This is a genomic window from Nakamurella flava, assembly GCF_005298075.1.
Taxonomy (GTDB): Bacteria; Actinomycetota; Actinomycetes; order Mycobacteriales; family Nakamurellaceae; genus Nakamurella; species Nakamurella flava.
Window position 1 is genome coordinate 238,720 of record NZ_SZZH01000006.1, and the last position, 23,435, is coordinate 262,154.

Consider the following 23,435-nt stretch of genomic DNA (forward strand, 5'->3'; position numbering starts at 1 on the left):
TCACAGCCGGCTGACAGCCTGTCACCGGCGGACGCCATCACGGTCTCAGCAGATCCTCAGCTGACCGTCGGACAGTGGTCGACATGAGTCAGGATCCTTCGCAGCAGTCCGCCCACGGCGGGCCGGCCGGGTCGACACCCGAGCCCGCCACGCCCGACATGAACCGCACCACCGGCCCCGTCCCGGTCACCCCGCCGCCAGCCGGCCAACACGGCCAGCCCGGCCAGCCAGGTCGCAACGACGCCTGGTGGCAGGCCCCGCAGGCCAGTGCCCGGCCGGACCAGGGCGGCTGGTCGGCCCCGACCTGGGGTCAGCAGACCGGCCAGCCCCACGACACCCGCACCTTCCCGGCGGCCGGACCGGGCTACGTCCCGCCGAACTACCAGGCACCCGTCGGCCAGCACGCCGGCGCGCCGACGGGGACCGCCGTCCTCGACCGGCCGAAGCGCAGCCGCACCGGCGTCATCGTCGCCGGCACCACCGCGCTCGCCCTGCTCGCCGGCTTCGGCGGCGGCTACCTGGGAGCCAACCTCAACAGCCCCAGCACCTCCACGGCGGCCGCGACCAGCTCGCTGAACACCACGCCGGCGTCCATCAACGTGCCCGCCGGCAACCAGTCCGTCCAGACGGTCGCCGACGCGGTCCTGCCGTCCGTCGTGTCGATCATGGCCACGTTCCCCAGCGGCTCCGGCGAGGGCTCCGGCGTGGTCCTGAGCTCCGACGGCCAGATCCTGACCAACGCGCACGTCGTCAAGAGCGCGACCGACATCGAGGTCCGGTTCAACGACGGCACCACCGCCCCGGCCGAGCTGGTGGGCATCGACGCCAGCGACGACATCGCCGTCATCAAGGTCTCCGGCGTCTCGAACCTGACGCCGGCCAAGCTCGGCGACTCCGGCAATCTCAAGGTGGGTCAGGACGTCGTCGCCATCGGCTCCCCGCTGGGCCTGTCGGCCACCGTCACCTCGGGCATCGTCTCGGCCCTCAACCGTCCGGTGCAGACCCAGTCGGCGGACACCCAGGACCAGCAGCAGTGGCCGGGTCTGCAGCAGCAACAGCAGCAGCCGACCCAGGACACCATCATCAACGCCGTGCAGACCGACGCCGCGATCAACCCGGGCAACTCCGGTGGCGCGCTTGTCGACATGAACGGCAACGTCATCGGCATCAACTCGGCCATCGCGTCGCTGTCGGCCAGCGGCAGCGGCGAGTCCGGCAACATCGGCGTCGGGTTCGCCATCCCGATCAACCAGGCCAAGCGCATCGCCCAGGAACTCATCGACAACGGCAAGGCCACCCGCGCCGTGTTCGGGGCCTCCGTCGGCGACGCCACCGGAAGCAACAGCTCCATCCCGACCGGGGCCAAGCTCGGTCAGATCACCTCCGGCGGCGGCGCCGAGGCGGCCGGCCTGCAGGCCGGGGACGTCGTCACCAAGATCGGCGACGTGCCGGTGGAGTCGGCCGCGGCGCTGATCGCGCAGGTCCGTTCGCAGGCGCCCGGATCGACGGTCGCCGTCACCTACGAGCGGGACGGCAAGTCCGAGACCGCGAACGTCACCCTGGGGTCGGCTGCCGCCAGCTGACCCGCACCACCCGGATCCGACTCAGATCCCGCAGTTCCGAACAGCCCCGACGCCTGGCGTCGGGGCTGTTCGGCGTTCTCGGCCGGGTGCCGTCAGACCGCGCTGAGCCGCAGTCGTTCGACGTCGGCCTCCAGCGGGGTGACCCGGTCGACCGCCGTCGCGTCCCCGCACTCGACCAGCCAGTTGGCGAGCATCCGATGCCCACCCTGGGTCAGCACGGACTCCGGGTGGAACTGCACGCCCTGCACCGCGTACTCCCGGTGCCGCAGGCCCATGATGACCCCGCCCGCCGTCCGCGCGGTGACCTCGAGCTCGTCGGGGACGGTGCCGTCGACCACCGCCAGCGAGTGGTAGCGGGTCGCGGTGAACGGGTCGGGCAGCCCGGCCAGCACCCCGTCCTGCGCGTGGTGGACCGCCGACGTGCGCCCGTGGAGCAGCTCCTCCGCCCGGTCGACGGTCCCGCCGTAGACCTCGGCGATCGCCTGATGCCCCAGGCACACCCCGAGGATGGGCAGCTTCCCGGCCCCCCACCGGACCACGTCCTCGGTCACCCCGGCGTCCGCCGGCGTCCCCGGGCCGGGGGACAGCAGCACCCCGTCGACCTCCATGTCGGCGATCTCGTCGGTGGTCACGGCGTCGTTGCGCCGGACCACGCAGGTCGCGCCGAGCTGCTCGAGGTACTGGACGAGGTTGAACACGAAGCTGTCGTAGTTGTCCACGACGAGGATGGTCGTCACGCCGTCCAGCGTGACACAGCCCGTCGGTCAGGCGAGCCGGTTCAGCACCTCGGTCAGCTGCTTCTCGGTGTCCGAGGCGACCTTCTCGAAGACCAGCTTGACCGCGGGGGCGGCCAACGCGGCCGCGCCGTGCATGTCCAGGTCGACGTGGTAGGTCAGCTGGGAGCCGGTGCCGTCCGGGACGACCGTGATGGTGTCGGTGGTCGTCGCGGTGTCGTTGCGACCGACGAAGACCAGCCGACTGTCGGTGATCTCCGTCAGCGTGTACTCCAGCTCGGTGGAGATACCGACGATGGTGGACTTGTTGTGCCAGGTGGTCCCGACCTCGATCGGACCGGATCCGTTGCGGGTGGTCTGATCGGTCCCCGGATCCCACTCATTGGTGTGGGTGAAGTCCCTGAGGTACTCGAGCACGGTGGCCGGCGGCGGGGTGACGACGAAGGTGCGTTCGACGGTGGGCATGCCCGGCCAGTACCCCCTCCGGACGGGGCCCAGCACGTCATGTCGGTCCGGCTCAACCGGTGGTCACCTGGTCGAACGGCAGGTACGGCTCGGCCCACGGGAAGACGACGAAGAACAGCAGGGCCACCACCGCGGCGAAGAGCAGCAGGCTCTGCCCGAGCTTCGCGGCGGTCGGCCCGGGCAGGTGACGCCAGATCCAGACGTACATGGCTTTTCCGTCCTCAGCTCTCGGACAGTTCCGGCGGCAGGAACCCGGCGGACTTGCTGTAGCTGGCGGTCAGGACGCCGTGGATGATCATCCGCTCGGCGTCGGAGAACTGGGGGTGGCAGGTGGTGAGGGTGATCAGCCGCTGCGCGTCGGCGGGCACCTCGGTGGAGGCGACGTGCGGTACCGGCAGCACCTGCGCGTAGTCCGACGGCACAGTGATCTCCCGGCCGGCGACGGTGTCGTACGGGGAGCCGAGCGGGGTGACCGCCGCGCACTGGGGCCGGGTGCCGGCCGCGGTCGCCCAGCCGGCCTTCTCCTCCTCCATCGGCAGCACCCGGTAGACGAACCAGTCGTCCTGGGTCTCGACCACGACCGCGTCGCAGCTGTTCAGCAGACCGAGGTCGTTGAACGGCGCGCCCTTGGACACGCGATGCCCCGCGACGGCGAAGTTGCCGGGTTGACCGGGCAGCTGACTGTCGGCGTAGTGGCCGGGGCCGATGTACAGGTCGTCCGCGTCGGTGCCCTCGACGACGGTGAACGTGTAGTCCGCCCCGAAGGCCGGGACGTAGAGCTTGGCGAAACCCTCACCGGTCAGCGTGCTGTACTGCGGCGTCCGCTGCCGGGGGTCGGTGACCAGCTGGGCCGGGTCCTGGACGACGACGGTGTCGGTCGCCGGGGCCTGCTCGGCCCACTGCTTGTCGATCGCCTCGGTGGCCGCGGCCTGCTTGCGCTGACCGAACAGGTCGGTGACGTAGACCTCGTAGACCACGAACAGCAGCAGGACGACCCCCACGGTCACCAGCAGCTGTCCGAGTCCGCTGACCAGCCGGGACCCCCACCCACGACGGGGCGGAGGCGGCGAGGACGCGGGCGTCGCCCGCGTGTCGACGGTCATCGCGGAGCCCCCGTGCTGCACCGCTGCGTGGTGTCCCCCATGTACTGCTCCCCCTTGACGATGCCGTGTCACGTGGGCTGGAGCGACGGTTCGTCGTCCCCCCGGACACGTCGATGGTTCAGCCGGTCCCGGTCCTCGCCGTGGCCAGCCGGATCGGATCGTTGTACGCCGGGACCGTCCACCGGTCGGTCCCGTCCGCCGCTGTCCCGGCGGACCCCGCGGCCCCCTGCCGCTCCTCGATCTCGAAACCGAGGTCGAACTTGTCCACGTACTTCTGGAACAGCCGGACCCCCGGTTCGGCGGCCATCTGCTCCCGCATCCGCTCCGGGTCACCGATGGCGGTCACCACGAACGGCGGCGAGTAGGTGCGCCCCTGCAGCAGCAGGGTGTTGCCGATGCAGCGGACCGCGGACGTGGTGAGCACCCGCTGGTCCATGATCATCATCGCCTCCGCGCCGCCCGCCCACAGCGCGTTGACCACGGACTGTACGTCCTGCTGGTGGACGACGAGGTCGTCCGGATCCACCCCGGCCGGGTAGTTCCCGTCCGCGTCGCGGGGCGCGTCGGACAGCGACACCCGCAGGCCCGGGCCGGTCACCGCGGTCAGCCCGGCGGCGGCGTCCAGCCCGGCGGCCTGCTGGCGGACGGCCTCGACCTGCGGCGAGAGATCACCGGCGGCGGCCGCGTCGACCTGATCCTGCAGCTGCCCGGCCACCGCTGCGGCGGTGGCGACCCGGTTCTCGGCGTCATGGACGACGGCGGAGAGCTCCACGGACCGGTTGTCGATGTCCCTGCCCTGCGACCACGAGTGCGCGGTCCCGAAGAGCACCCCGGCCAGCACGCAGACGACGACGGGCGCGGCCCGCCAGGCCCGCCCGGCGGGCCGGGCTCGGCGGGGACCGGCCGGGTCGGCGGGTCGGGCCGCAACCGGTTCGTCCATGCCGTCGCCCTCCCTGTCCCCTGGTTCACCGGGCTGGTGCGTCGCCCGGATCGGTGCCTTGCCACTGTCCGCCGGACCGCGCCGGGTGCCGCGGTCGACGAGCACCCGACCGGGGCCGATCGGGCCTGCGATCAGCCACGATGGACCAGCGGACACCGTAGGCTGAAATCCCTGCGGATGCCTGCCGCCCCCGGTCGGCCGGGCGCCGAGATCCGCCAGGCAGCCCATAGGCAGCAAGGAGTCAACAGTGCCCAAGTCCAAGGTACGCAAGAAGGTCGCCTCGTCGACCGCGCGCACCGCCGCCGAGGCCAATGCCGCGTCGGCGGCCGCCGCCCGCGCCCACGTCGCCGCACCGTCGTCGCCGTTCTACATCGGCGTGATGCTCGGATTGATGGTGCTGGGGCTGCTCTGGCTGGTCGTCTACTACCTGTGGGGCAGCAGCATCCCGTTCATCGCGGGCCTGGGGAACTGGAACTTCGCCATCGGGTTCGTGCTGATGATCAGCGGCCTGTTGATGACCATGCGCTGGCGCTGACCGGCGCGTTCGCATCTCCGTTCGGTTGAGACCTTCCCACCAGCGGCTCCGTCTGGCCGTCCGCTGCCGCCCGGTCCGGAATGACACGGCTGTCATTTACCCCCACTGTGCACATCTCCTGTGGACAACCGGGAGCCCCGCGGGGATCCACCGGGGACATGTCCCCGGCTCCTGTGGACAACTCCGGTGGATATGGGGACAACCCGGGGGATATCCGCGGTGAACCCCGGTGTACAGGGTCAACCTGTGGACAAGTCCGCGGATTTCCCCGGTCCGGGGGCGCAGAAGTGGCAGCCGCCCCGGGCCGTCGCGGCCGGGGCCGGCGTGCTCGCGGCCGCCGCGGTGGGCTGGGCGGCGTTGGCCGCCGGGATGGATCAGGTGGTGGCCGGGGCCGTCGCGGTGGTGGCGGTCGCCGTGCTGCCGTTCACCGCACGACGTCGGCTGACCGCCGGTCCGGCCGGGATCGCGGTCCGCGGGGTCCTCTCGACACGCCGCTGGTTGTGGTCGGACGTCGAGGCCGTCGCCCTGGCCACCCAGCAACGCCTCGGCCTGACGTCGACGACCGTCGAGCTGGATCTCGGCGAGGAAGTGCTGGTGTTCGGCCGGTTCGACCTGGATGCCGACCCGCAGGCCGTCCACGACGCCCTGCTCCGCTGGTACACCGCCTGAGCGGCCCCGGTCCGACGGGAAAGCCGGGCGTCAGCGGGGCGGGCGGATGAAGTACTCGGGAATGCAGGAGATCCGATCGGGGCTCGTCTCGCAGATCCAGGGACCGATGGCCTGATCGCGCAGCACCAGGGTCACCGTCAACGCGACGACCATCGCCGCGACGGCCCCCCACTGCCAGGCGTTGCGGGTGCGGGACGGTGGGTAGACCATCGCCGCGCCGATCGCGGCGCCGACGACGAGGCCGCCGAGGTGCCCCTGCCACGAGATGCCGGGGAACTGGAACGTGATCCACACGTTGAGGGCGACGACCACGATCAGCTGGCGCAGGTCGGCGCGCATCCGCTTGAACGCCACCACCAGGGCGCCGAGCAGGCCGTAGATGGCACCGGACGCGCCGATCGTCACGCTGACCGGCTCACTGAAGAGCATGACGCTCACCGAGGCGCCGAACAGGCTGACCAGGTAGTGCGTGAGGAAACGGCCGCGACCGAGGATCCGTTCCAGCGGACCCCCCAGGAAGAACAGGGAGATCATGTTCGCGGCGATGTGGATGAGGCTGCCGTGCAGGAAGCCGGCCGTCAGCAGCCGGTAGTACTCGCCGGAGGCGACCTCGGCCGGGATCAGTGCCCCGTCGACGAACAGCTGCGACCCGCTGAGGTCCGTCGCCGAGCCGGACTGGAACGCGGTCAGCAGGAACGCCACCACGTTCAGGGCGATCAGGACGGGCGTGACCAGCGGCCGGTCGATGAGACGGGCACCGGCGACCGTCCGCGGGGCGATCCCCCGCGAGCCGGCGGTGGCGGCCATGAAGTCGGCGACACACTGCCGGCAGTGGAAGCCGACCGACGCCGGCCGCAGGCACTCCGGGCAGGCCGGCCGGCCGCACCGGGTGCAGCTGAGCGCCGTGCCCCGGTCGGGATGCCAGAGGCACGTCCCGCCGGGGGATCCGGCCCCGGCGCCGGAGGGACCGGCGCCGGGGTCGCTCGATGGTCCGATGCTCAGCTCTGGGCCTCGGAGTCGTCCTGGATCTCGACCGACTCGATGACGACGTCCTCGGTGGGCCGGTCGAACCGGTCGACCGAGGTGCCCGAGATGGCGTCCACGACGTCCCGCGACGCCTGGTCGGCGACCTCACCGAAGATGGTGTGCTTGCGGTTCAGGTGCGGGGTGGGGCCGGTGGTGATGAAGAACTGCGACCCGTTGGTGCCCGGCCCGGCGTTGGCCATGGCCAGCAGGTACGGCTTGTTGAAGGCCAGCTCCGGGTGGAACTCGTCGGCGAAGGTGTACCCGGGGCCGCCACGACCGGTGCCGGTCGGGTCGCCGCCCTGGATCATGAAGCCGTCGATGACCCGGTGGAACACGGCCCCGTCGTAGAACGGGCCGGACTGCTCGCCGGCGGCGTTCTGCGTCGTGTACTTGGCGGTCCCCCGGGACAGACCGACGAAGTTGTTGACCGTCTTGGGCGCGTGGTGCGGGAACAGCTCGATCCGGATGTCGCCGCGGTTGGTGTGCAACGTTGCGTAGAGGCTCACCGGACAATCGTGCCACGCGGCACCGACATCGCCCCGGCTGACCGGCCCGTTCCCCGACCGTCGGCCTACAACCCGAGCGCTGAGATGGTGGTGATCGCCATCTGCCGGCCCTTGATGGTCTGCAACTGGTTCGACTCGGCCACCACCGCGTACCGGTCCTTGGCGACGGCGTAGACGGAACGGTCGTTCAGCACCGCCGAGCCGCCCGACCACCCGGCGGGCTGGCGGGCCGGCGACGAGTTCTCGATCGGCACGTGCTGGTTGACGGCCGCCACCGCCTCCGCCAGGGTCGGCGCCTCGACGATCCGCACGGTCGCCAGCCAGCCGCCGTCGGAGCGGGTGAAGGTGCAGACCGGGTAGGGCCCCACCGCCACGATGCTGGTCGGCCCGGTGTGCTGACCGTTGATGTCCGCGACCTGGTCGTCGGTCAGGAAGGGGCAGTCGCCGGCGACCGCGGCCGGCTCGTCGGTGGGCGGCGGGGGCTGCGCCGTGCTGGCCGGCGGGGTGACCGTGCTCGTCACCGTGTTGGTGGCCGCGGCGGAGGACGACGCGACCGGCCCGGAGGACGTCGGGACACCGGTCGATCCCGGCACCGGGCCGGCGTCGGTCGACCCGGACCCGCAGCCGGCCAGGCCGAGGGCCGCCACGGCCGTCAGCAGGCCCATCCGTCGCCTCGACCCGGCCAAGGCCGGGCGAGGCCGCCGCTGGTGTCGTCCTGTACCCCGTTCGCGCATGTGCCGTCCCCCGTCGTTCACGCAACGACTCCAGAATGGCAGGCCCCGCCGCCGGGCGGACCCGGCGCGCGCAACGGCTGCGCCGAGTAGCCTGACGGGACACTTTCGGCCTGTCGGTTCGGGCCGTCCTTCGGTCGCGCCGGCACCTGCCCGGGCGACCGCCGTACCCCGTGGAGAACGTCATGGTCGTCACGCAGCGCCGCAACACCGCGCAACGCGCGGCCATCCTCGACGTGCTGGCGGGCACCGAGGAGTTCCTGTCGGCGCAGGACCTGCACGCCGCACTGCGGGCGTCCGGGTCGACGATCGGACTGGCCACCGTCTACCGGGCGCTGCAGGAGATGGCCGCCGGCGGGGATCTCGACACCGTTCGCAACGCCACCGGCGAGGTCCTGTACCGCCAGTGCGAACAGCCCGCCCACCACCACCACCTGGTCTGCCGACGGTGCGGACGGACCCAGGAGGTCGAGGCGCCCCAGGTCGAACGCTGGGCGCGCAGCATCGCCGCCCAGTACGGCTACACCGACATCGACCACGAGGTCGAACTGTTCGGGCTCTGTGCCGCGTGCTCGGCCGCGGCGGCAGACGCGGGCTGAGCGTCCGCCCTCAGCGCAGGGACGGCTCGTCCGGCGCGGACAGGCTGAATGTCGCCCCGACGACCATCTCCGACTCCTGCACCACCCGGGCCTCCAGCGCGCGCAGCCGTACCGCGAGATGCGATTCGGCCTCGTCACCGGCCAGATCGACGTCCCCGACCACGTACACCTGCCGGGGGCCGACGAACTCCAGTCGCAGGGCGGTGACCCGGTCGACCTCGGGCAGCGCCAGCAGCGCCTTCACCGCCCCGGACCGCGTCTCGGGTCGCACCTGCTGGCCGACCAGGAACGCCCGGTTGCGATCAACCAGGACGATGGCGACCACGCCGAGCAGCACGCCGATGACGATGGAGCCGATGGCGTCGGGGATCGGCGATCCCGTCAGCTGGTGCGCGGCCAGGCCGGCCGCGGCCAGCAGCAGGCCGATGAGCGCGGCGGCGTCCTCGGCGAACACGGCCCGTAGGGTCGGGTCGGAGGTCGCCAGCACCTGGTCCAGCAGGTCACGGCGGGTGGCGGCGGCCTCGGACCGCGCCTGCTTCACCGACTGTCGGAACGAGATCCCCTCCAGCACGAACGAGACGGCCAGCACGACGTAGCCGATGACGAAGTCCGTGGCCGGTTCCGGGTCGATCAGCCCCTGCACGCCGTGGGTGATCGACACGGCCGCGCCGGCGACGAACAGGCCGAGCGCGGCGAACAACGACCAGACGTAGGCCTCCCGGCCGTAGCCCAGGGGATGGTCGGGGTCGGCCGGCCGCCGGGAGCGGCGGTTGGCGGTGATGAGGAAGACCTCGTTGCCCGCGTCGGCCCAGGAGTGGGCCGCCTCGGCCACCAGTGACGCGGAACCGGTGAGCGCAGCGGCGACGCTCTTGGCCACCGCGATGAGCACGTTGGCCACGAAGGCCACGATCACGGTCAGCGTGCTCTCGTCGCCGCCGTCCTTCGGCGCGGCCGGCAGGACCGGCGACGCGGACGGACGGTTCGGTTCGGCCCGGCTGCTCATGCCGTCACTGTCACCCGCGTGGCCGCCCCCCACACTCGTCCGGACGTCGGTCGGCGTGTTCTGCTGGTCCGGTGGCGACCACCGTGACCAGTGCCGGACTCCTGCTCTACCGCTTCGCACCCGCTGAGTCGGGCGACGATCCGGCCGACGGGACCGCAGCCGGCGAACTGCAGGTGCTGCTCGGGCACATGGGCGGACCGTTCTGGATGCGCAAGGACGACCACGCCTGGTCCATCCCCAAGGGGGAGTACGACCCGGACGAGGAGGACCCGGCCGCCGTGGCGATCCGGGAGTTCACCGAGGAGATGGGGTCGCCGCCGCCCGGGACCGCCGACGACGACCTGGATCTGGGCGTCGTCCAGCAGCGCGGCGGCCGCAAGACCGTGCGTGTGTGGGCCCGGCGAGGCGACTTCGATCCGACCACCGCGACCAGCAACACGTTCGACCTGCAGTGGCCGCCCGGCTCGGGCAAGACCAAGGCTTTCCCCGAGGTCGACCGGGTCGAATGGATGACGATCGAGCAGGCGAGGCCGCGGGTGGTGGCGGCCCAGGCCGAGTTCCTGGACCGCCTCGTCGCCGCGCTCGACTCCCCCGCGACTCGGTAAAGCCCGCCGCCATTCCGTTGGCGTAACGGCGCGTTCCGCCCAGTCGCGAGGGGGCTGGGGTCAGCCCGCCGAGTGCGGCGCCCCCATGCCCGGGTCGATCTGCGTCGGGCCGCTGGCGGACGGCCGGACGTCGAAGTCGAAGATCGACGTCGGGATGTAGACGGTCGCGCAGGCGTTGGGGATGTCGACGACGCCGGACAGCCGGCCCTCGATCGGCGCGGCCCCGAGCAGCAGGTACGCCTGCTCGGGGCTGTAGCCGAACTTGGTCAGGTAGTCGATGGCGTGCAGGCAGGCCCGCTGGTACGACAGGTGCGAATCCAGGTAGCGCTGCTCGCCCTCCAGCGTCACCGACGTGCCGGAGAAGGCGATGAACTCGCTGAACCGCGGGTCGACGGTGCCGGGCATGAAGATGGCGTTCTCCTTGACGCCGTAGGTCTCCATCCCGCCGCTGATCACCTCGACGCGCAGGTCGATGAAGCCGCCCATCTCGATGGCGCCGCAGAAGGTGATCTCACCGTCGCCCTGGGAGAAATGCAGGTCGCCCAGCGACAGGTTCGCGCCGTGGACGAACACCGGATAGAAGACCCGGGTGCCCTTGGACAGGTTCTTGATGTCCTGGTTGCCGCCGTTCTCCCGGGGCGGGGCGGTGCGTGCGGCCTCGCCGGCGACCCGGTCGTACTCGGACTGCGGCAGCCCACCGAGGACGGCGAACTCCGGCTCGGGCGGCAGCGCCAGCGGCGGGACGCGGTCGGGATCGGTGTCGATGAGGGCCTGCTCGCGGCGGTTCCAGGTGGCCAGCAGGTCGGCCGACGGGGCGGTGCCCATCAGGCCGGGGTGGATGAGGCCGGCGAACGAGACCCCGGGGACGTGCCGCGAGGTGGCGATCTGGCCGGTGAAGTCCCAGATCGCCTTGTAGGCGTCCGGGAACTGGTCGGTGAGGAAGCCGCCGCCGTTGTGCTTGGCGAAGATGCCGGTGTAACCCCAGCCCTGGCCGGCCAGCGGGCCGGAGTCCTCGTTCGGAATCGGCCCCACGTCGAGGATGTCGACGACGAGCAGGTCACCCGGTTTGGCCCCCTCGACCCGGAACGGGCCGCTGAGCTTGTGCACGGTCTTGAGCGGGGCGTTCAGGATGTCGTCCGCGGAGTCGTCGTTGACGATCGCGCCGTCGAACCACTCCCGACAGTGCACGCGGAACGAGTCCCCGGGTTTGACCGTGGCCACCGGCGGGATCTCGGGGTGCCATCGGTTGTGGCCGATCTTCTCCTGGTCCTCGAACTTCTTGCTCGAATCGAGCGGGAAGATCAGTTCTGGCACGGCGTTTCCCTTCGGTTGGTCCGGGCGACGGCGTTGTCGCCCGGGGGACGGTGCGGGCGTGCGGGGCCGACCGGCCGCGCCCGCAGGCCGGCCGGACCGACATCAGGGGCGAGGCAGTTTCGCGTGCAACGGGTTTCGGGTGATCGGCGTGGGCCGGCGGGACCGGCCCGGGAGGCTGGTGACGACGGCGGGGGTGTCGGCGGTGGCTGCGGTGGCGTCGAGCAGGCGCCGGGACCGGCTGTCGCCGAGGGAGAGCCGGGGGGCGGTGATGATGCGCCGGGCCTGGGCCGGACAGTGCGGGCAGTCCTGCGCGGACGGCGCGGTACCCAGGGCGTGGCTGGCGTCGAACGGCCCGCAGTCGGGGCAGCGGTAGGTGTAGGTGGTCATGGACATCGGCCTGTTCGGGCGCCGGTGGGGTCGACCACGTTCACACACTCCTGTCTCGACGATGAGGTTGCGGGAGGTTGCTGTGTGATCACGGTAAGTCCGGGAACGGGGGTCGGCAATTCGAGAGTGCGCTCCAGCCGGGGACTTTCATCGAGCACCGATCAGCCCAGGTGGACCGTTCGATCACCGACGGCACGACCGCTACCGTCCGGGTCATGATCACGACCGGCGCGACGGACGACCGCGGCCTGCCGCGGGTGCTCGTCGAGAACGTCGTCCGGGGCTGGGGTGAGGCCGGGCGGCGGTGGCTGGACGAGTTGCCCCGGCTGCTGATCGAGATCGCCGACGCGTGGCGGCTGTCGGTGGACCCGCCCTACCCGCTGAGCTTCAACTACGTCTGCCCGGCCGTGCGGGCCGACGGCACCCCGGCCGTCCTCAAACTGGGCGTCCCCGGATCGCCGCTGCTGGAACGGGAGATGGCCGCGCTCGCCGTCTGGAACGGCCGGGGCGCGGCGCAGGTCCTCGACCACGACACTACCCGCGGCGCCCTGCTGCTGCAGCGGGCCGTCCCGGGCACCCGGCTGCGCGAACTGGTCCCGGGACGGGACGAGGAGGCGACCGCGGCGATCGTCGCCGTGCTGCGGGACCTGCACGCGGCGCCCGTACCGGAGCCCGGGTCACCGCTGCCCGCGCTGGAGACCTACCGGTCGGCGTTCGCCGGGCACCTCGGGCACGACCCGGACGGCCGGCTGCTGCCGCGCCGGTGGGTGCAGGCGGCCGACCGACTGTTCGCCGAGCTCAGCTCCGACGCCCCACGCCGCGCGGTGCTGCACGGCGATCTGCACCACGACAACGTGCTGGTCGCCGGCGACGCCCCGGGCGGCTGGCTGGCCATCGACCCGCACGGCGTCGTCGGCGACCCCGGATTCGAGATCGCCCCCGTGCTCTACAACCCCGACCCGGACCGCGTCGACCCCGATCTGTTGCACCTGATCCCGGCCCGGGTCGAGCAGCTGGCCGATGGTCTGGACCTGCCCCTGGAGCGGGCCCGGGCCTGGGGGTTCGTCGGCTGTGTGCTGTCCGCGGTGTGGAACTGCGAGGACGGCGCCGGGCCCGGCGGGCGGGAACTGGCCGTCGCCGAACTGCTGGCGCCTGCGGTCCTCCGTCCGGACTGACAGCACACGCCGACGGCCCGTCACCGCCGAGGCGGGGACGGGCCGGTGGGACGGCGCAGCGGTTACTTGACCTCGCGCCGCAGGCTGCGGGCGACGCCGACGGCGGCGGGCAGGACGATCCAGACGCCGATCGCGACCAGGGTCTGCGGCAGCATCTCGGTCGGGGTGTCGGACATCAGGCGACCCTGGGCCGCGAAGACGTCGAGCCACTGGGCGTTCTCCCCGAAGACCAGCGGGCCCACGATCGACCAGATGGTGGGGGCGACCAGGAAGGCCCCGACGGCCACCGCGGTCTGCGCGAACAGCGCACCGAACCCGGCGGCCATGATCACCTGCAGCGTGGTGAGGATGTAGAGGCCGCGGACGCCGTCGACCAGACCGGTGTAGTCGGCGGTCGTGCCCTGCAGCACCGCGCCGAGCGCGACGGCGCCGGCGATCAACGCGATGACGGCGGCCAGCACCACCCACGTCAGGACCAGGGCGGCGGCGAACTTGGCGGCCAGCACCCGGCCCCGCCGGGGCGACAGCAGGAAGGTGGACAGCGCGGTGCGCTGGGTCCACTCGGCGGTCATCGAGAACAGGCCGATCAACGGGATGATGACGCCCAGGATGGGCGTGAACATCGAGTAGCCCGACCAGGTGGGGTCGATTCCGCGGATCAGGACGTAGGCGACCGCGACGGCGGTGACCCCGATGCCCAGCCCGATGAGGGCCAGACCGCTGCGGGTGTCGGTGGCCTTGCGGATCTCGACGCCGATCAGCCGGTGGAGCGGCTGTCGACGCAGGCCGGCCGACCCGGTACGCCGGACGGCGGTCGGGGTGGTGGTGGGCGCGTCGGTGATGTCGACGGCGAAGTCGTGGCTGGTGTGGCTCATCGGAAGCTTCCTTCGGCGGAGGGCGGAGAGTCGGGTGGGGGCGGCGGTCAGGCGGCGCGGCCGGCGGCCACGGCGACCGAGGCCCCGTCGGTCAACGAGAAGAACAGGTCCTCCAGGCCGCTGGACTGCTCGCGCAGTTCCAGGAGCACCTGGCCGGCGGCGGCCGCGGCCCGGCCGACCTGTTCCGGGCTGCCGGCCACGGTCACCGCACCGTTCGCGGCCGGGCTCACCGACAGTCCGGCGATCCGCAGCGCGGTGGTGAGGGCGGCCGGGTCCAGACCGCGGACGATGCTGCCGCTGCCGCGCAGCAGGTCGGACAGCACCCCGTCGGCGGCGATGCGGCCGCCGCCGATGACGACGAGACGGTCGACGGTGGCCTGCACCTCGGCCAGCAGGTGGCTGGACAGCAGCACGGTGCCGCCGCGGCCGGCGAAGTCCTGCAGCAGTTCCCGCATCCACCGGATGCCCTCGGGGTCCATGCCGTTGGCCGGCTCGTCCATGATCAGCACCGCGGGGTCGCCGAGCAGGGCGCTGCCGATGCCGAGCCGCTGGCGCATGCCCAGCGAGTACTGGCCGACCCGGCGGCTCGCGGCGCCGGCCAGGCCGACCCGCTCCAGCATCTCGTCGGCCTGGCGGACGGGCAGATCCAGCAGCCGGGCGGTGAGCCGGAGCGTCTCCCGCCCGGTGCGGCCGGGGTGGACCGCGGCGGCGTCCAGCAGCACCCCGACCTCGCGTCCCGGGTTGGGCAGGTCGGTGAACGGACGGCCGTCGACCAGGGCCCGACCGGAGGTCGGCGGGGTGAGCCCGGTGATCATCCGCAGGCTCGTCGACTTGCCGGCGCCGTTCGGTCCGAGGAAGCCGGTGATGGTGCCCGGCTCGCAGCGGAAGGAGACGTCGTCCACGGCGAGGTGGTGGCCGTAACGCTTGCTGAGGTTCTCGACGGTGATCATGGCGAGAACGATGCCGGGGAGCGGTGGGCCGGCACATCGGTCGATCGTCCGGATCGACCCCCGACGAAAGTAGGGGGGTCCTCCGGGTGACCCCCTACCGTCGGCCGATCCGGTTCCGGACGCCCACTCCTACGCTGGCCGGGTGAGCACCCGTCCGGATCCCTCCCTGGTGGGTTCCGGTGAACCCGTCCGCCCGCGGTGGTGGTCGGCCCTGACCGGGCCCCGGGCCCGGATGGTGGGGGTTGTCGGCCTCAGCCTGCTCAACACCGCGCTGGCGGTCCTGGTCAGCCTGCGACAGTCCCCGTCCGGGGTCTTCGGCCTCCAGGCGCCGGTCCCGGTGGCCGTTGCCGTTGCGGTGATCGCCCCGTTCCTCCTGCTGTGGCGACGACGGGCCGCCGTTCCCGTCCTGGTGCTGACCGTGGCGGCGTTCCTGGTGTCGGGCGTGATGGTGCTGCCGGTCGGATTCGCCCTGCTCACCGTGGCGATCCAGCGCCGGGATCTAATTCTGGTGTTCTGCACGGCCGGGGTCGCAGTGGCCTTCTGGACCTCGCCGGGCTCGTCGACCTGGTGGGCCGACGGCGCCCTGTCGGTGGTGTTCGCCGCGTTCTGGGCGCTGTGGGGGTCCTACGTCGGGGCCCGGCGGGACCTGCTGCAGTCCCTGCGCGACCGGGCCCGCCGCGCCGAGGAGGAGCAGCTGGTCCGCGCCGATCAGGCCCGGCAGACCGAGCGGGCCCGCATCGCCCGGGAGATGCACGACGTCGTCGCCCACAAGGTCTCGCTCATCGCGTTGCAGGCCGGCGGCCTGGAGGTCAACGCCCAGCTCGCTCCGGACCGGGTCGCCGGGACGGCCGCGCAGATCCGGACGACCGCCCGGGAGGCGCTGGAGGATCTGCGTAGCGTGCTCGGGGTGCTGCGGGCCGGGGAGACCGACGACGGGGCGGGGGCCGAACTGCTGCCCCAGCCGGGACTGGACGACGTGCCAACCCTGGTGGACCGGTCGCGCGCCGCGGGGCTGGCCGTCACCCTGGTCCGGGAGTCGGACGACGACGTCGGGCCGGTCTTCGCGGTCGCTCCGGCGGCCGGCCGGACCGCCTATCGGATCGTGCAGGAGGCGCTGACCAACGTGACCAAACATGCCCGCGGAGCCACCACCACGGTGTCGATCGGTCACCGGGCGTCCGCGCCGGCGACCGAGGCCGCGATCGATGGACCGGTGGTCACGGTGTCCGTGGTCAACCGCCGCCCGGTCGCGTCCGGGACGCTGCTGCCCGGCAGCGGCGCGGGGTTGATCGGTCTGCGGGAACGGGTCGAACTGGTCGGTGGCGTGCTGGACACCGGGCCGACCGGCGACGGTGGTTGGGCCGTGCGGGCCGTTCTGCCCGCCGCCGCCGGGGATGCGATCGGGACGGCCCCGGCCGGGCCGGGTGTCGTCCGCGGGGGTCGGGGATGACGCGGGTCCTGCTGGTCGACGACGACGCGCTGGTGCGCGCCGGTCTGCGGATGATCCTGGAATCGGCTCCGGACCTCGAGGTGGTGGGCGAGGCGGCCGATGGTGCGGACGTCCCGGAGGCGGTTGCCGCGCACCGTCCCGACGTGGTGCTGATGGACATCCGGATGCCCCGGGTGGACGGTCTGGCCGCCACGACCGCGCTGCTGTCCCGGCCGGACCCGCCGAGGGTGATCGTGCTGACCACGTTCGACCTGGACGACTTCGTCTTCCGGGCCCTGGAGGCCGGGGCGGCGGGGTTCCTGCTCAAGGACACTCCGCCGTTGGAACTGGTCGCGGCGGTGCGGGTGGTCGCGGCCGGCGAGGCCATGCTGTCGCCGACCGTGACCCGCCGGTTGATCTCGCGGTTCGCCGAGGACCCCCGGGCGGCACGCCGACGCGCCGCCGTGAGCAGGATCTCAACGCTCACCGAGCGCGAGACCGAGGTGCTCCTGGAAGTGGGACGGGGGGCCTCGAACAGTGACATCGGACGCACGCTGTACATGAGTGAAGCGACGGTCAAAGCGCACGTCAGCAAGCTGCTCGTCAAGCTCGGAGCGGCCAACCGGGTACAGGTCGCGATCGTCGCCCACGATGCCGGTCTGCTCGACGAGTGACCCGCCGTTCCCTCTCCGGGTGAGGGGACGCTGACGGTATCGGTGCAGGTGAACGAGGGTCTCCGGGGCATTGTCGGGCGCCGCCACCAGCCGGCGGTCGGGGCGGCCGGGCCCGCCCAGGCCGCGCGGCCCGCGGTGGTCGGCTCGTGGGTCCGCGCCTGTGGAACGGGCGGCGACACCGTCCGGCCGGCGGCCTGGGCGCCGCGGCGGGCCCACACCGTCTGGGCCATCTGAGTGACCGACGAGACAACGTTTTCCCGAATCGGTTCAGATGCGCGTGCTTACACTCGAAACCGGGGGGTCACCGCGGATCACCGTTCCCCGTCATCACCCGGCGCCGATGTCGCCCGCCGCCCATTTCCCGAGGACACACATGTACACCGATCGCCCGATCAGCGGCGAGACGGTCGACACGGGCGTCGACACCGCTGCTTCTCCGTCCACCTCCGTGGCCACGTCTTCCGCCCCCGGCGCAGCCCACCCGTCGACCCCTGCGGGTGAGACGGCCGGCCGGCGCAGCTACCTGGACCCCCGTTCGACGACGGAACGGCTGCGCCTGCTGTGGTCGACGGGAGCCCGGGACGTCACCCTGGTCGCCCCACGCGACACTCCCCGTCTGCACGCCATCGATCCGCGGGGCTGGATCGCATGACGGCCGGGCCCGCGGCCCGTAGCGGACGGCCCGGTCGTCCCCCGGTGGCCTGGCTCCCGGCGCAGGTCGACGCGGAGTTCGCCGCCATCGTCTCCCGGGTCGCCGACACGGCAGTGTCCGGAGACCGGCTGCCCGCGGCGGAGTTGCTCCCCGAACCGCCCGCCGGCGCCGCACCGGGCGTCGCCGAACAGGCCGGGCGGATCGCCAGTGCGTTGTTCTGCACCGGACGCCTGGACCCGTCGTTCGTCGCCTTCACCGTCCGCCGCACGGCCGAACACGGCCGGATGAGAGCCGAGGAGGTCGTCGACCTGGTGGCTGCCCGGGTGCTGGCGATCGCGGCCGGGCTGTTGGCCGCGACCCCGCCCGGGCCGGCAGCGGATCCCAGTGACCCGGTGCCGACGGACGAACCGGAGCTGATCCGATCCGCCGGTCGACGGTCCGGCGGCGGCAGCGGCCGTCGCCCCGGTGATGTCCGGGCAGCCGAAGCCGCCTGAGGCGCGTCCCGCACCGGCGGCGAGACCCGCTCTGCGGTGACCTTCTGACGCCGTTGCGCGCTCGGGCGGTTAGCCTCCGGCCCATGCCCGTCCCCGATCCCGCCGTGCCGCCGTCCGACCCCGGCCCGGTCGGGTCGCCGACGACCGGGTCGACGGAGGCGCCGGGGCCCGGTCCCGCTGATCGCCTGCGGGCGACCGCACCGGGGACGCGGGTGGTGGTACGCAGCCGGATCGTCAGCGGGTTCACCGACACCCTCGGTGAGCTGCGCAGTTGCGACGGGACGGTGGCCGTGATCGACACCCGTGGGGGGCCCGCGCAGGTGGTCGTCGCGCACGTGGTGGCGATGCGGATCGTCCCGCCACCCCCACCGCGTCGATCCCAGCGCGTGCCACCCGGTTGACCGCCGGCGGTCGCCGCCGACCCGATGCCCGTAGGTCCGAACCGGGGCGGCGGTCCGTCAGGCGGCCAGGGCGTCCCGCAGCAGGGTGATCTCGCCGGCTCGCTCGGCCGGCCCGCCGGGGGTTTCCAGGATGACCGGGGCGTTCGCGGCCCGGACCACGCCGATCAGCTGGGCGGCGTCGATCTCGCCGCCGACGAGCGGGGCGTGCCGGTCCCGGGCGGAGTCGAACTCGTCTCGGGAGTTGTTGCAATGCACCAGGTCGATGCGACCGGTGATGGCCTTGACGTCGTCGACGACGGTCTGCAGGTCCAGGCCGGCGGCGAACGCATGACAGGTGTCGAGCACGAAACCGGCGCCGTACTGGCCGACCTCGTCCCACAGCCGCGCAAGCGCGTCGAGGTGCCGGGCCATCGCCCGGTCGCCGCCGGCGGTGTTCTCGATGAGCACCGGCAGCGGGAAGCCGCCCTCCTCGGCCTGCCGGGAGAAGACCTTCCCCCAGTTGGCGAACCCGACCTGCGGGTCGGTCTTCCCGGCCACATGCCCGCCGTGGACGACCAAGCCCTTGGCCCCCAGCGCGGCGGCCGCCGCGGCGTGCTGGCCCAGGATCTTGCGGCTGGGGATGCGGATGCGGTTGTTGTCGCTCGCGACGTTCACGATGTACGGGGCGTGCACGTAGATGTCCAGGCCGGAGGACTGCAGCGCCTCGGCGTGCGGGTGGGGCTTCGGCGCCTTCCACCCCTGCGGATCGGCCAGGAAGATCTGCACCGCGTCGGCCCCGGAGGCCCGTGCCTCGGCGACCGGGTCGGCATCGTCCTCGCGGGCCCCGGAGTGGACGCCCAACGGCGGTGTGCTGCGCTCGTTCGTCACGAGGCCACGGTAGCGGCCACGTCCGACAGCCGGGCCGGTTGCAGCCGCCCCACGGTGCCCGCACAGCAGCCGGGTCGGCGTCCCGGCCGGCGGCTCCCATGTGGCGACTTCGCCCCGGGCGACACGCATCCCCGTTCGATGGACCGACCGGACGACCCCCGGCGTCACCGGCAGTCTCGGGTGCGATCATCACGGCATGTCGGAGACCCCGCAGACGATCGCCTATCCCGCCCCCGGTTCGCGCCCGCAGCGGCGGGAGTCCGACCATGTCGCCCCGCACGTGGTCGTACTGTTCGGCGCCGGTGGCGACCTGGCCCGGCGCAAGCTGCTGCCCGGGTTGACGTTCCTGTCGCTGTCGGCGCTGACCCCGGACATCCAGGTGGTCGCGACGTCGCTCGAGGACTACACCACCGAGACGTTCCGCGAATTCGCCTACCAGGCGGTCAAGGACTTCAGCACCCGCCCGATCACCCGCGAACAGTGGGACGAGTTCGCCGTCCGCCTGCAGTACGTGCCGCAGTCGGCCGGACCCGACGCCCTGGCCGCCGCCGTCGCCGAGGCCGAGGTGCAACTGGGCCCGGACGTCCGGCGGTTGCACTACCTGAGCGTCCCGCCCAAGGCCGCCCTGGCGGTGGTCACCATGCTTCGGGACGCCCACCTGGTCGAGCGCTCCCGCGTGGTGATGGAGAAGCCGTTCGGCACCGACCTGCAGAGCGCGATCGTGCTGAACGAGCAGGTGCACAGCGTCTTCGACGAGCGGCAGATCTTCCGCATCGACCACTTCCTGGGCAAGGAGGCGGCGCAGAACATCCTGGCGTTCCGGTTCGCCAACGGCCTGTTCGAGCCGATCTGGAACCGGACGTTCATCGACCACGTGCAGATCGACGTGCCCGAGACGCTGGGCCTGGACCGGCGGGCCGGCTTCTACGAGTCGACCGGTGCGTTCAAGGACATGGTCGTCACCCACCTGTTCCAGGTGATGGCGTTCGTCGCGATCGAACCGCCGACCGCGCTGGAACCGCGAGCCATCAGCGAGGAGAAGAACAAGGTCTTCCGTTCGCTGATGCCTCTCGACCCCCGCAACGTCGTCCGCGGGCAGTACAACGGCTACCGGCAGGCCGAGGGTGTCTCCCCGGAATCGGAGACGGAGACGTTCATCGCGCTCAAATGCGAGATCGACAACTGGCGCTGGGCGGGGGTGCCGTTCTACCTGCGGACCGGCAAGAAGATGGCCGAGGGGCAGCGCATCATCTCGATCGCCTTCAAGGAGGCGCCCAAGAGCATGTTCCCGGCCGGCTCCGGAGTGGGGTTGCAGGGCCCGGACCACCTGACGTTCGACCTCGCGGACGAGACGAAGGTGTCGCTGTCGTTCTACGGCAAGCGCCCGGGACCGGGGATGCGGATGGACAAGCTCTCGATGCAGTTCTCCGCGCACGACACCGACCGGGTCGGTGACGTCCTGGAGGCGTACGAGCGGCTCATCCTGGACGCCATGCGGGGCGACCACACGCTCTTCACCACGGCCGAGGGCATCGAGAGCCTGTGGGAGCGGGCCGCTCCGCTGCTGGAGAACCCGCCACCGGTGAAGCCGTACGCGCCGGGCTCGTGGGGCCCCAACGCGATCCACCAGCTCATCGCCCCGCACGCCTGGCGGCTGCCCTTCGAGCGCGCCTGGCGCGAGTCGAAGTAGCCGGGCCGGCCCGGGCCGCTGCGGCCCGGGCCACCGTGGGGCACTCATCGGACGTCGCTCTTGGAGTTCGCCTCGTACCGGTACCCGGTGAGGTCCGAGCGCAGGTAGTCGTCGTCCAGCAGCTTGAGCAGGGCCCACCGCTGTTGCGGTCCCGGCTCGAACACCAGGGCCGGGCTGGGACCGCTGCGATCGACCGGCACCGTGACCTGGGGGTTGGTGGCCAGGAACGCCAGGACCCGGTCCATCGTCAGGGCGGCCCGGAACCGCGGGTCCTCCAGCCGGCGCCGGATGCTGAGCAGCTTGCGCATCATGTTGAGGTCGGACAGGCAGGCGACGCGGAGCTCGTCGACCCCCCGGACGAGCAATGCGTCCTCGAACGCGTCGGCGAAGGTCGCGGCGGCCTCGACCCGCACGGCCGTCGGCGGGCCGAACAGACCCTCGTACGCGGCCGCCGTCGGCATCAACGCCATTCCCTGCGCCACGACCACCCGGAACGCGCGGTCGATGACCAGCGGCGCGGTCAGCGCGGTGAACCGCTCACCCGACCAGAAGCCGACGAGCCGGCGACCGGTGCCGAGCGCCTTGTCCGGCGAGAAGCCCTGGTAGAGCCGGAGCAGATCGGTTCCGTCGTCCGCCCGTATCCGCAGCACCATCAGATTGGACCGGCCGAAGCGCACCGACCGCTGATAGGGGGCATGGGTGGGCCGGCAGATCTCCTCGTCCAACCCGGCCAACGGGGTGTGCGCGGTCGCCGTCCACAGCCACTGACCGGCGGCGGGCGTGAAACCGGGCGCTGCCGGGCGCCATTCCGCTTCGGCCGCGTCCGTGGACACCTCGGTGGCCAGCTCGACCAACTGCTCGGCAAAGGCCAGGTCGACCGGCGCCGCGAACACCCGCGGTCGGCTGGTGCGGTGGTCGGTGACCATCAGCAGCGAGGCCCGGCCGGACCCGGCGCCGGCCAGCGCCGCCCGGACCGCCGTGCTGCGATCGTCCGGCGTCATCGACCCGATCCGCTCCCGGCCGGCCCGGTGGACGACCCGCACGGGCCGCCGCGGCCCGCGACCGCTGCGGCCGGCGACGCTGGTCCGCCCGGCCCCCCGACCCCGGACGGCATGACCGCGGTCGACCGGGTGCGCCGGAGCGTCCCGTCCCGCGCCGGCCTCCGGCGGAGGCGGTGCGGTGGGATCGGCCCACGCACCCACCCGGTCGATCGGATCCATCTGCTGCGTCATCGCGCTCCCCCTCGTCGTCATGCCGATCCCCCTCGTCCCGCTGTCGCGGCGGCGGCGGCCGCCGTACCCCCCGAGCGCCGCCCCACCGAGCCGTCGACCGGGTCGCCGTCGGCGGACCCTCCCGCGCCGGTGGCCCGCTGCAACCCGGCGGATCCCCGGTGCGCGTGGACGTAGCCACCGAGCGGCACCAGCTCCAGGACCTCCCGGGGCGCCAGGTACCGGCTCCGGGTCAGCACCAGCAGGAACCCGCCGTCGACGCGGTTGAGCTCGAAGACGCGGTAGCCGAGCAGGGCCAGCACCGGGTTCGCCGCGAACATCTCGCTCTGCAGGTAGAGCACGGCGATCAGCACGAGGTAGACGATCAGCGCCCACCGGTGCGTCGGGGTGGCGGTCTGCAGGATGAAGAACGGGACGACATACGTCGCGAAGAACCGGATCGCCTCACCGTCCCGCGGACGGGCCTCGAAGACGACCTCGGGTTCCGTGGCACGACGGCGGACGGCCACCGCGACGAAGACCACCGTCACCAGCACGCCCGTCCCGGCCACCAGTGCCGGCAGCCAGCGCAGCCACGGCGCATCGCTCGACCCGAGCGCGAAAGAGTCGAGGACCGCGATCAGCACCAGAAGCGGCGCGTAGGCGGCCACCAGCATCAGCCCACGGACGCCCAGCGCGGGCTGGAAGTAGGTGCTCCGGTCACTCCGACTCATGTTCTAAAAGATAGACTCGAACACCGACAGCGAGTACTTCGGTGGCCGATCTGCGAGACCCATCTGACGATCGTATGTTCGAACCC

29 protein-coding genes are annotated in these 23,435 nt (G+C 72.3%); 13 read left to right on the plus strand and 16 right to left on the minus strand.

The window, feature by feature from the left end:
- The first annotated feature begins 83 nt into the window (after window positions 1-83).
- Window positions 84-1,583, plus strand: a complete 1,500-nt coding sequence (locus FDO65_RS19090; protein WP_137451326.1) for a S1C family serine protease — start codon at window positions 84-86, stop codon at window positions 1,581-1,583.
- Window positions 1,584-1,675: 92 nt separating this feature from the next.
- On the opposite strand, the gene FDO65_RS19095 is transcribed toward FDO65_RS19090, so the two are convergent.
- From FDO65_RS19095 to FDO65_RS19110, 5 genes are all read right to left on the minus strand, one after another.
- Complete coding sequence (locus FDO65_RS19095; protein ID WP_240757719.1) at window positions 1,676-2,320, minus strand: aminodeoxychorismate/anthranilate synthase component II; 645 nt, start codon at window positions 2,318-2,320, stop codon at window positions 1,676-1,678.
- A gap of 27 nt (window positions 2,321-2,347) precedes the next feature.
- A complete protein-coding gene (locus FDO65_RS19100; RefSeq protein ID WP_137451327.1) occupies window positions 2,348-2,782 on the minus strand; it encodes an SRPBCC family protein in 435 nt (144 codons plus the stop codon).
- Between the two features lie 52 nt (window positions 2,783-2,834).
- On the minus strand, window positions 2,835-2,990 hold the full coding sequence (locus tag FDO65_RS22315; protein WP_166442295.1) for a hypothetical protein: 156 nt from the start codon (window positions 2,988-2,990) through the stop codon (window positions 2,835-2,837).
- 13 nt (window positions 2,991-3,003) lie between these two features.
- Entirely contained in the window at window positions 3,004-3,885 is an 882-nt protein-coding gene (locus FDO65_RS19105; RefSeq protein WP_137451328.1) for a class E sortase, read from the minus strand.
- A gap of 118 nt (window positions 3,886-4,003) precedes the next feature.
- Window positions 4,004-4,825, minus strand: coding sequence for a DUF881 domain-containing protein (locus FDO65_RS19110; protein WP_137451329.1), 822 nt, complete (start codon window positions 4,823-4,825; stop codon window positions 4,004-4,006).
- A gap of 247 nt (window positions 4,826-5,072) precedes the next feature.
- Between FDO65_RS19110 and FDO65_RS19115 the strand changes: the two genes are divergently transcribed.
- Complete coding sequence (locus FDO65_RS19115; protein WP_137451330.1) at window positions 5,073-5,360, plus strand: cell division protein CrgA; 288 nt, start codon at window positions 5,073-5,075, stop codon at window positions 5,358-5,360.
- 246 nt (window positions 5,361-5,606) lie between these two features.
- A complete protein-coding gene (locus tag FDO65_RS19120; RefSeq protein ID WP_137451331.1) occupies window positions 5,607-6,029 on the plus strand; it encodes a PH domain-containing protein in 423 nt (140 codons plus the stop codon).
- Window positions 6,030-6,059: 30 nt separating this feature from the next.
- Here FDO65_RS19120 and FDO65_RS19125 read toward each other — a convergent pair whose 3' ends face one another.
- The 3 genes from FDO65_RS19125 to FDO65_RS19135 form a co-directional block, all read right to left on the minus strand.
- Window positions 6,060-6,836, minus strand: coding sequence for a rhomboid family intramembrane serine protease (locus tag FDO65_RS19125; RefSeq protein ID WP_205850172.1), 777 nt, complete (start codon window positions 6,834-6,836; stop codon window positions 6,060-6,062).
- A gap of 191 nt (window positions 6,837-7,027) precedes the next feature.
- A complete protein-coding gene (locus tag FDO65_RS19130; RefSeq protein WP_137451333.1) occupies window positions 7,028-7,561 on the minus strand; it encodes a peptidylprolyl isomerase in 534 nt (177 codons plus the stop codon).
- A 65-nt stretch (window positions 7,562-7,626) separates the two neighbouring features.
- A complete protein-coding gene (locus FDO65_RS19135; protein WP_137451334.1) occupies window positions 7,627-8,226 on the minus strand; it encodes a DUF2020 domain-containing protein in 600 nt (199 codons plus the stop codon).
- Between the two features lie 251 nt (window positions 8,227-8,477).
- Between FDO65_RS19135 and FDO65_RS19140 the strand changes: the two genes are divergently transcribed.
- Window positions 8,478-8,891: a Fur family transcriptional regulator gene (locus FDO65_RS19140; protein WP_137451335.1), complete on the plus strand. Its 414-nt coding sequence runs from the start codon at window positions 8,478-8,480 to the stop codon at window positions 8,889-8,891.
- Between the two features lie 10 nt (window positions 8,892-8,901).
- On the opposite strand, the gene FDO65_RS19145 is transcribed toward FDO65_RS19140, so the two are convergent.
- Window positions 8,902-9,894: a cation diffusion facilitator family transporter gene (locus FDO65_RS19145; RefSeq protein WP_137451336.1), complete on the minus strand. Its 993-nt coding sequence runs from the start codon at window positions 9,892-9,894 to the stop codon at window positions 8,902-8,904.
- Between the two features lie 71 nt (window positions 9,895-9,965).
- Here FDO65_RS19145 and FDO65_RS19150 point away from each other — a divergent pair, with 71 nt between their 5' ends.
- Window positions 9,966-10,499 carry an NUDIX hydrolase gene (locus FDO65_RS19150; protein WP_205850173.1) on the plus strand — a complete coding sequence of 178 codons (534 nt, stop codon included), beginning with the start codon at window positions 9,966-9,968 and terminating at the stop codon, window positions 10,497-10,499.
- A 60-nt stretch (window positions 10,500-10,559) separates the two neighbouring features.
- On the opposite strand, the gene fmdA is transcribed toward FDO65_RS19150, so the two are convergent.
- Together fmdA and FDO65_RS19160 are read right to left on the minus strand one after the other, a co-directional pair.
- A complete protein-coding gene (gene fmdA, locus FDO65_RS19155; protein ID WP_137451337.1) occupies window positions 10,560-11,813 on the minus strand; it encodes a formamidase in 1,254 nt (417 codons plus the stop codon).
- Window positions 11,814-11,915: 102 nt separating this feature from the next.
- Window positions 11,916-12,200 carry an FmdB family zinc ribbon protein gene (locus FDO65_RS19160; RefSeq protein WP_137451338.1) on the minus strand — a complete coding sequence of 95 codons (285 nt, stop codon included), beginning with the start codon at window positions 12,198-12,200 and terminating at the stop codon, window positions 11,916-11,918.
- 215 nt (window positions 12,201-12,415) lie between these two features.
- On the opposite strand from FDO65_RS19160, the gene FDO65_RS19165 reads away from it, so the two are divergent.
- The gene (locus tag FDO65_RS19165; protein ID WP_137451339.1) at window positions 12,416-13,375 is read left to right on the plus strand and encodes an aminoglycoside phosphotransferase family protein; all 960 of its coding nucleotides are present in this window, start codon (window positions 12,416-12,418) and stop codon (window positions 13,373-13,375) included.
- Window positions 13,376-13,437: 62 nt separating this feature from the next.
- On the opposite strand, the gene FDO65_RS19170 is transcribed toward FDO65_RS19165, so the two are convergent.
- Both FDO65_RS19170 and FDO65_RS19175 read right to left on the minus strand, forming a co-directional pair.
- Window positions 13,438-14,250: an ABC transporter permease gene (locus FDO65_RS19170; protein ID WP_137451340.1), complete on the minus strand. Its 813-nt coding sequence runs from the start codon at window positions 14,248-14,250 to the stop codon at window positions 13,438-13,440.
- 47 nt (window positions 14,251-14,297) lie between these two features.
- Window positions 14,298-15,200: an ABC transporter ATP-binding protein gene (locus tag FDO65_RS19175; RefSeq protein WP_137451341.1), complete on the minus strand. Its 903-nt coding sequence runs from the start codon at window positions 15,198-15,200 to the stop codon at window positions 14,298-14,300.
- A gap of 142 nt (window positions 15,201-15,342) precedes the next feature.
- Here FDO65_RS19175 and FDO65_RS19180 point away from each other — a divergent pair, with 142 nt between their 5' ends.
- From FDO65_RS19180 to FDO65_RS19205, 6 genes are all read left to right on the plus strand, one after another.
- Window positions 15,343-16,650, plus strand: a complete 1,308-nt coding sequence (locus FDO65_RS19180; protein WP_205850174.1) for a sensor histidine kinase — start codon at window positions 15,343-15,345, stop codon at window positions 16,648-16,650.
- The gene (locus FDO65_RS19185; RefSeq protein WP_137451342.1) at window positions 16,647-17,303 is read left to right on the plus strand and encodes a response regulator transcription factor; all 657 of its coding nucleotides are present in this window, start codon (window positions 16,647-16,649) and stop codon (window positions 17,301-17,303) included. Before FDO65_RS19180 ends, FDO65_RS19185 begins: the two co-directional genes overlap by 4 nt.
- A gap of 48 nt (window positions 17,304-17,351) precedes the next feature.
- Window positions 17,352-17,537, plus strand: a complete 186-nt coding sequence (locus FDO65_RS19190; RefSeq protein WP_137451343.1) for a hypothetical protein — start codon at window positions 17,352-17,354, stop codon at window positions 17,535-17,537.
- A gap of 139 nt (window positions 17,538-17,676) precedes the next feature.
- A complete protein-coding gene (locus FDO65_RS19195) occupies window positions 17,677-17,955 on the plus strand; it encodes a hypothetical protein (RefSeq protein WP_137451344.1) in 279 nt (92 codons plus the stop codon).
- A complete protein-coding gene (locus FDO65_RS19200) occupies window positions 17,952-18,449 on the plus strand; it encodes a hypothetical protein (protein WP_137451345.1) in 498 nt (165 codons plus the stop codon). The genes FDO65_RS19195 and FDO65_RS19200 overlap by 4 nt, the downstream gene beginning before the upstream one ends.
- Window positions 18,450-18,532: 83 nt before the next feature.
- A complete protein-coding gene (locus FDO65_RS19205) occupies window positions 18,533-18,850 on the plus strand; it encodes a putative acetyltransferase (RefSeq protein ID WP_240757720.1) in 318 nt (105 codons plus the stop codon).
- A 57-nt stretch (window positions 18,851-18,907) separates the two neighbouring features.
- Here the strand turns inward: FDO65_RS19205 and FDO65_RS19210 are convergent, their stop codons facing one another.
- Window positions 18,908-19,717: a deoxyribonuclease IV gene (locus FDO65_RS19210; RefSeq protein ID WP_240757721.1), complete on the minus strand. Its 810-nt coding sequence runs from the start codon at window positions 19,715-19,717 to the stop codon at window positions 18,908-18,910.
- A gap of 196 nt (window positions 19,718-19,913) precedes the next feature.
- Between FDO65_RS19210 and zwf the strand changes: the two genes are divergently transcribed.
- On the plus strand, window positions 19,914-21,407 hold the full coding sequence (gene zwf, locus FDO65_RS19215; RefSeq protein ID WP_137451347.1) for a glucose-6-phosphate dehydrogenase: 1,494 nt from the start codon (window positions 19,914-19,916) through the stop codon (window positions 21,405-21,407).
- Between the two features lie 44 nt (window positions 21,408-21,451).
- Here zwf and FDO65_RS19220 read toward each other — a convergent pair whose 3' ends face one another.
- On the minus strand, window positions 21,452-22,639 hold the full coding sequence (locus tag FDO65_RS19220) for a Kiwa anti-phage protein KwaB-like domain-containing protein (protein WP_166442296.1): 1,188 nt from the start codon (window positions 22,637-22,639) through the stop codon (window positions 21,452-21,454).
- A gap of 17 nt (window positions 22,640-22,656) precedes the next feature.
- Window positions 22,657-23,349, minus strand: coding sequence for a hypothetical protein (locus tag FDO65_RS19225; RefSeq protein WP_137451349.1), 693 nt, complete (start codon window positions 23,347-23,349; stop codon window positions 22,657-22,659).
- Window positions 23,350-23,435: the final 86 nt, after the last annotated feature.

Coding starts and splice junctions, on each gene's coding strand:
- FDO65_RS19090 (WP_137451326.1), top strand. CDS start 84: ATGAGTCAGGATCCTTCGCAGCAGTCCGCCCACGGCGGGCCGGCCGGG.
- FDO65_RS19100 (WP_137451327.1), bottom strand. CDS start 2,782: ATGCCCACCGTCGAACGCACCTTCGTCGTCACCCCGCCGCCGGCCACC.
- FDO65_RS22315 (WP_166442295.1), bottom strand. CDS start 2,990: ATGTACGTCTGGATCTGGCGTCACCTGCCCGGGCCGACCGCCGCGAAG.
- FDO65_RS19105 (WP_137451328.1), bottom strand. CDS start 3,885: ATGACCGTCGACACGCGGGCGACGCCCGCGTCCTCGCCGCCTCCGCCC.
- FDO65_RS19110 (WP_137451329.1), bottom strand. CDS start 4,825: ATGGACGAACCGGTTGCGGCCCGACCCGCCGACCCGGCCGGTCCCCGC.
- FDO65_RS19125 (WP_205850172.1), bottom strand. CDS start 6,836: ATGGCCGCCACCGCCGGCTCGCGGGGGATCGCCCCGCGGACGGTCGCC.
- FDO65_RS19135 (WP_137451334.1), bottom strand. CDS start 8,226: ATGGGCCTGCTGACGGCCGTGGCGGCCCTCGGCCTGGCCGGCTGCGGG.
- FDO65_RS19140 (WP_137451335.1), top strand. CDS start 8,478: ATGGTCGTCACGCAGCGCCGCAACACCGCGCAACGCGCGGCCATCCTC.
- FDO65_RS19145 (WP_137451336.1), bottom strand. CDS start 9,894: ATGAGCAGCCGGGCCGAACCGAACCGTCCGTCCGCGTCGCCGGTCCTG.
- FDO65_RS19160 (WP_137451338.1), bottom strand. CDS start 12,200: ATGACCACCTACACCTACCGCTGCCCCGACTGCGGGCCGTTCGACGCC.
- FDO65_RS19165 (WP_137451339.1), top strand. CDS start 12,416: ATGATCACGACCGGCGCGACGGACGACCGCGGCCTGCCGCGGGTGCTC.
- FDO65_RS19170 (WP_137451340.1), bottom strand. CDS start 14,250: ATGAGCCACACCAGCCACGACTTCGCCGTCGACATCACCGACGCGCCC.
- FDO65_RS19175 (WP_137451341.1), bottom strand. CDS start 15,200: ATGATCACCGTCGAGAACCTCAGCAAGCGTTACGGCCACCACCTCGCC.
- FDO65_RS19185 (WP_137451342.1), top strand. CDS start 16,647: ATGACGCGGGTCCTGCTGGTCGACGACGACGCGCTGGTGCGCGCCGGT.
- FDO65_RS19195 (WP_137451344.1), top strand. CDS start 17,677: ATGTACACCGATCGCCCGATCAGCGGCGAGACGGTCGACACGGGCGTC.
- FDO65_RS19200 (WP_137451345.1), top strand. CDS start 17,952: ATGACGGCCGGGCCCGCGGCCCGTAGCGGACGGCCCGGTCGTCCCCCG.
- FDO65_RS19205 (WP_240757720.1), top strand. CDS start 18,533: ATGCCCGTCCCCGATCCCGCCGTGCCGCCGTCCGACCCCGGCCCGGTC.
- zwf (WP_137451347.1), top strand. CDS start 19,914: ATGTCGGAGACCCCGCAGACGATCGCCTATCCCGCCCCCGGTTCGCGC.
- FDO65_RS19220 (WP_166442296.1), bottom strand. CDS start 22,639: ATGACGCAGCAGATGGATCCGATCGACCGGGTGGGTGCGTGGGCCGAT.
- FDO65_RS19225 (WP_137451349.1), bottom strand. CDS start 23,349: ATGAGTCGGAGTGACCGGAGCACCTACTTCCAGCCCGCGCTGGGCGTC.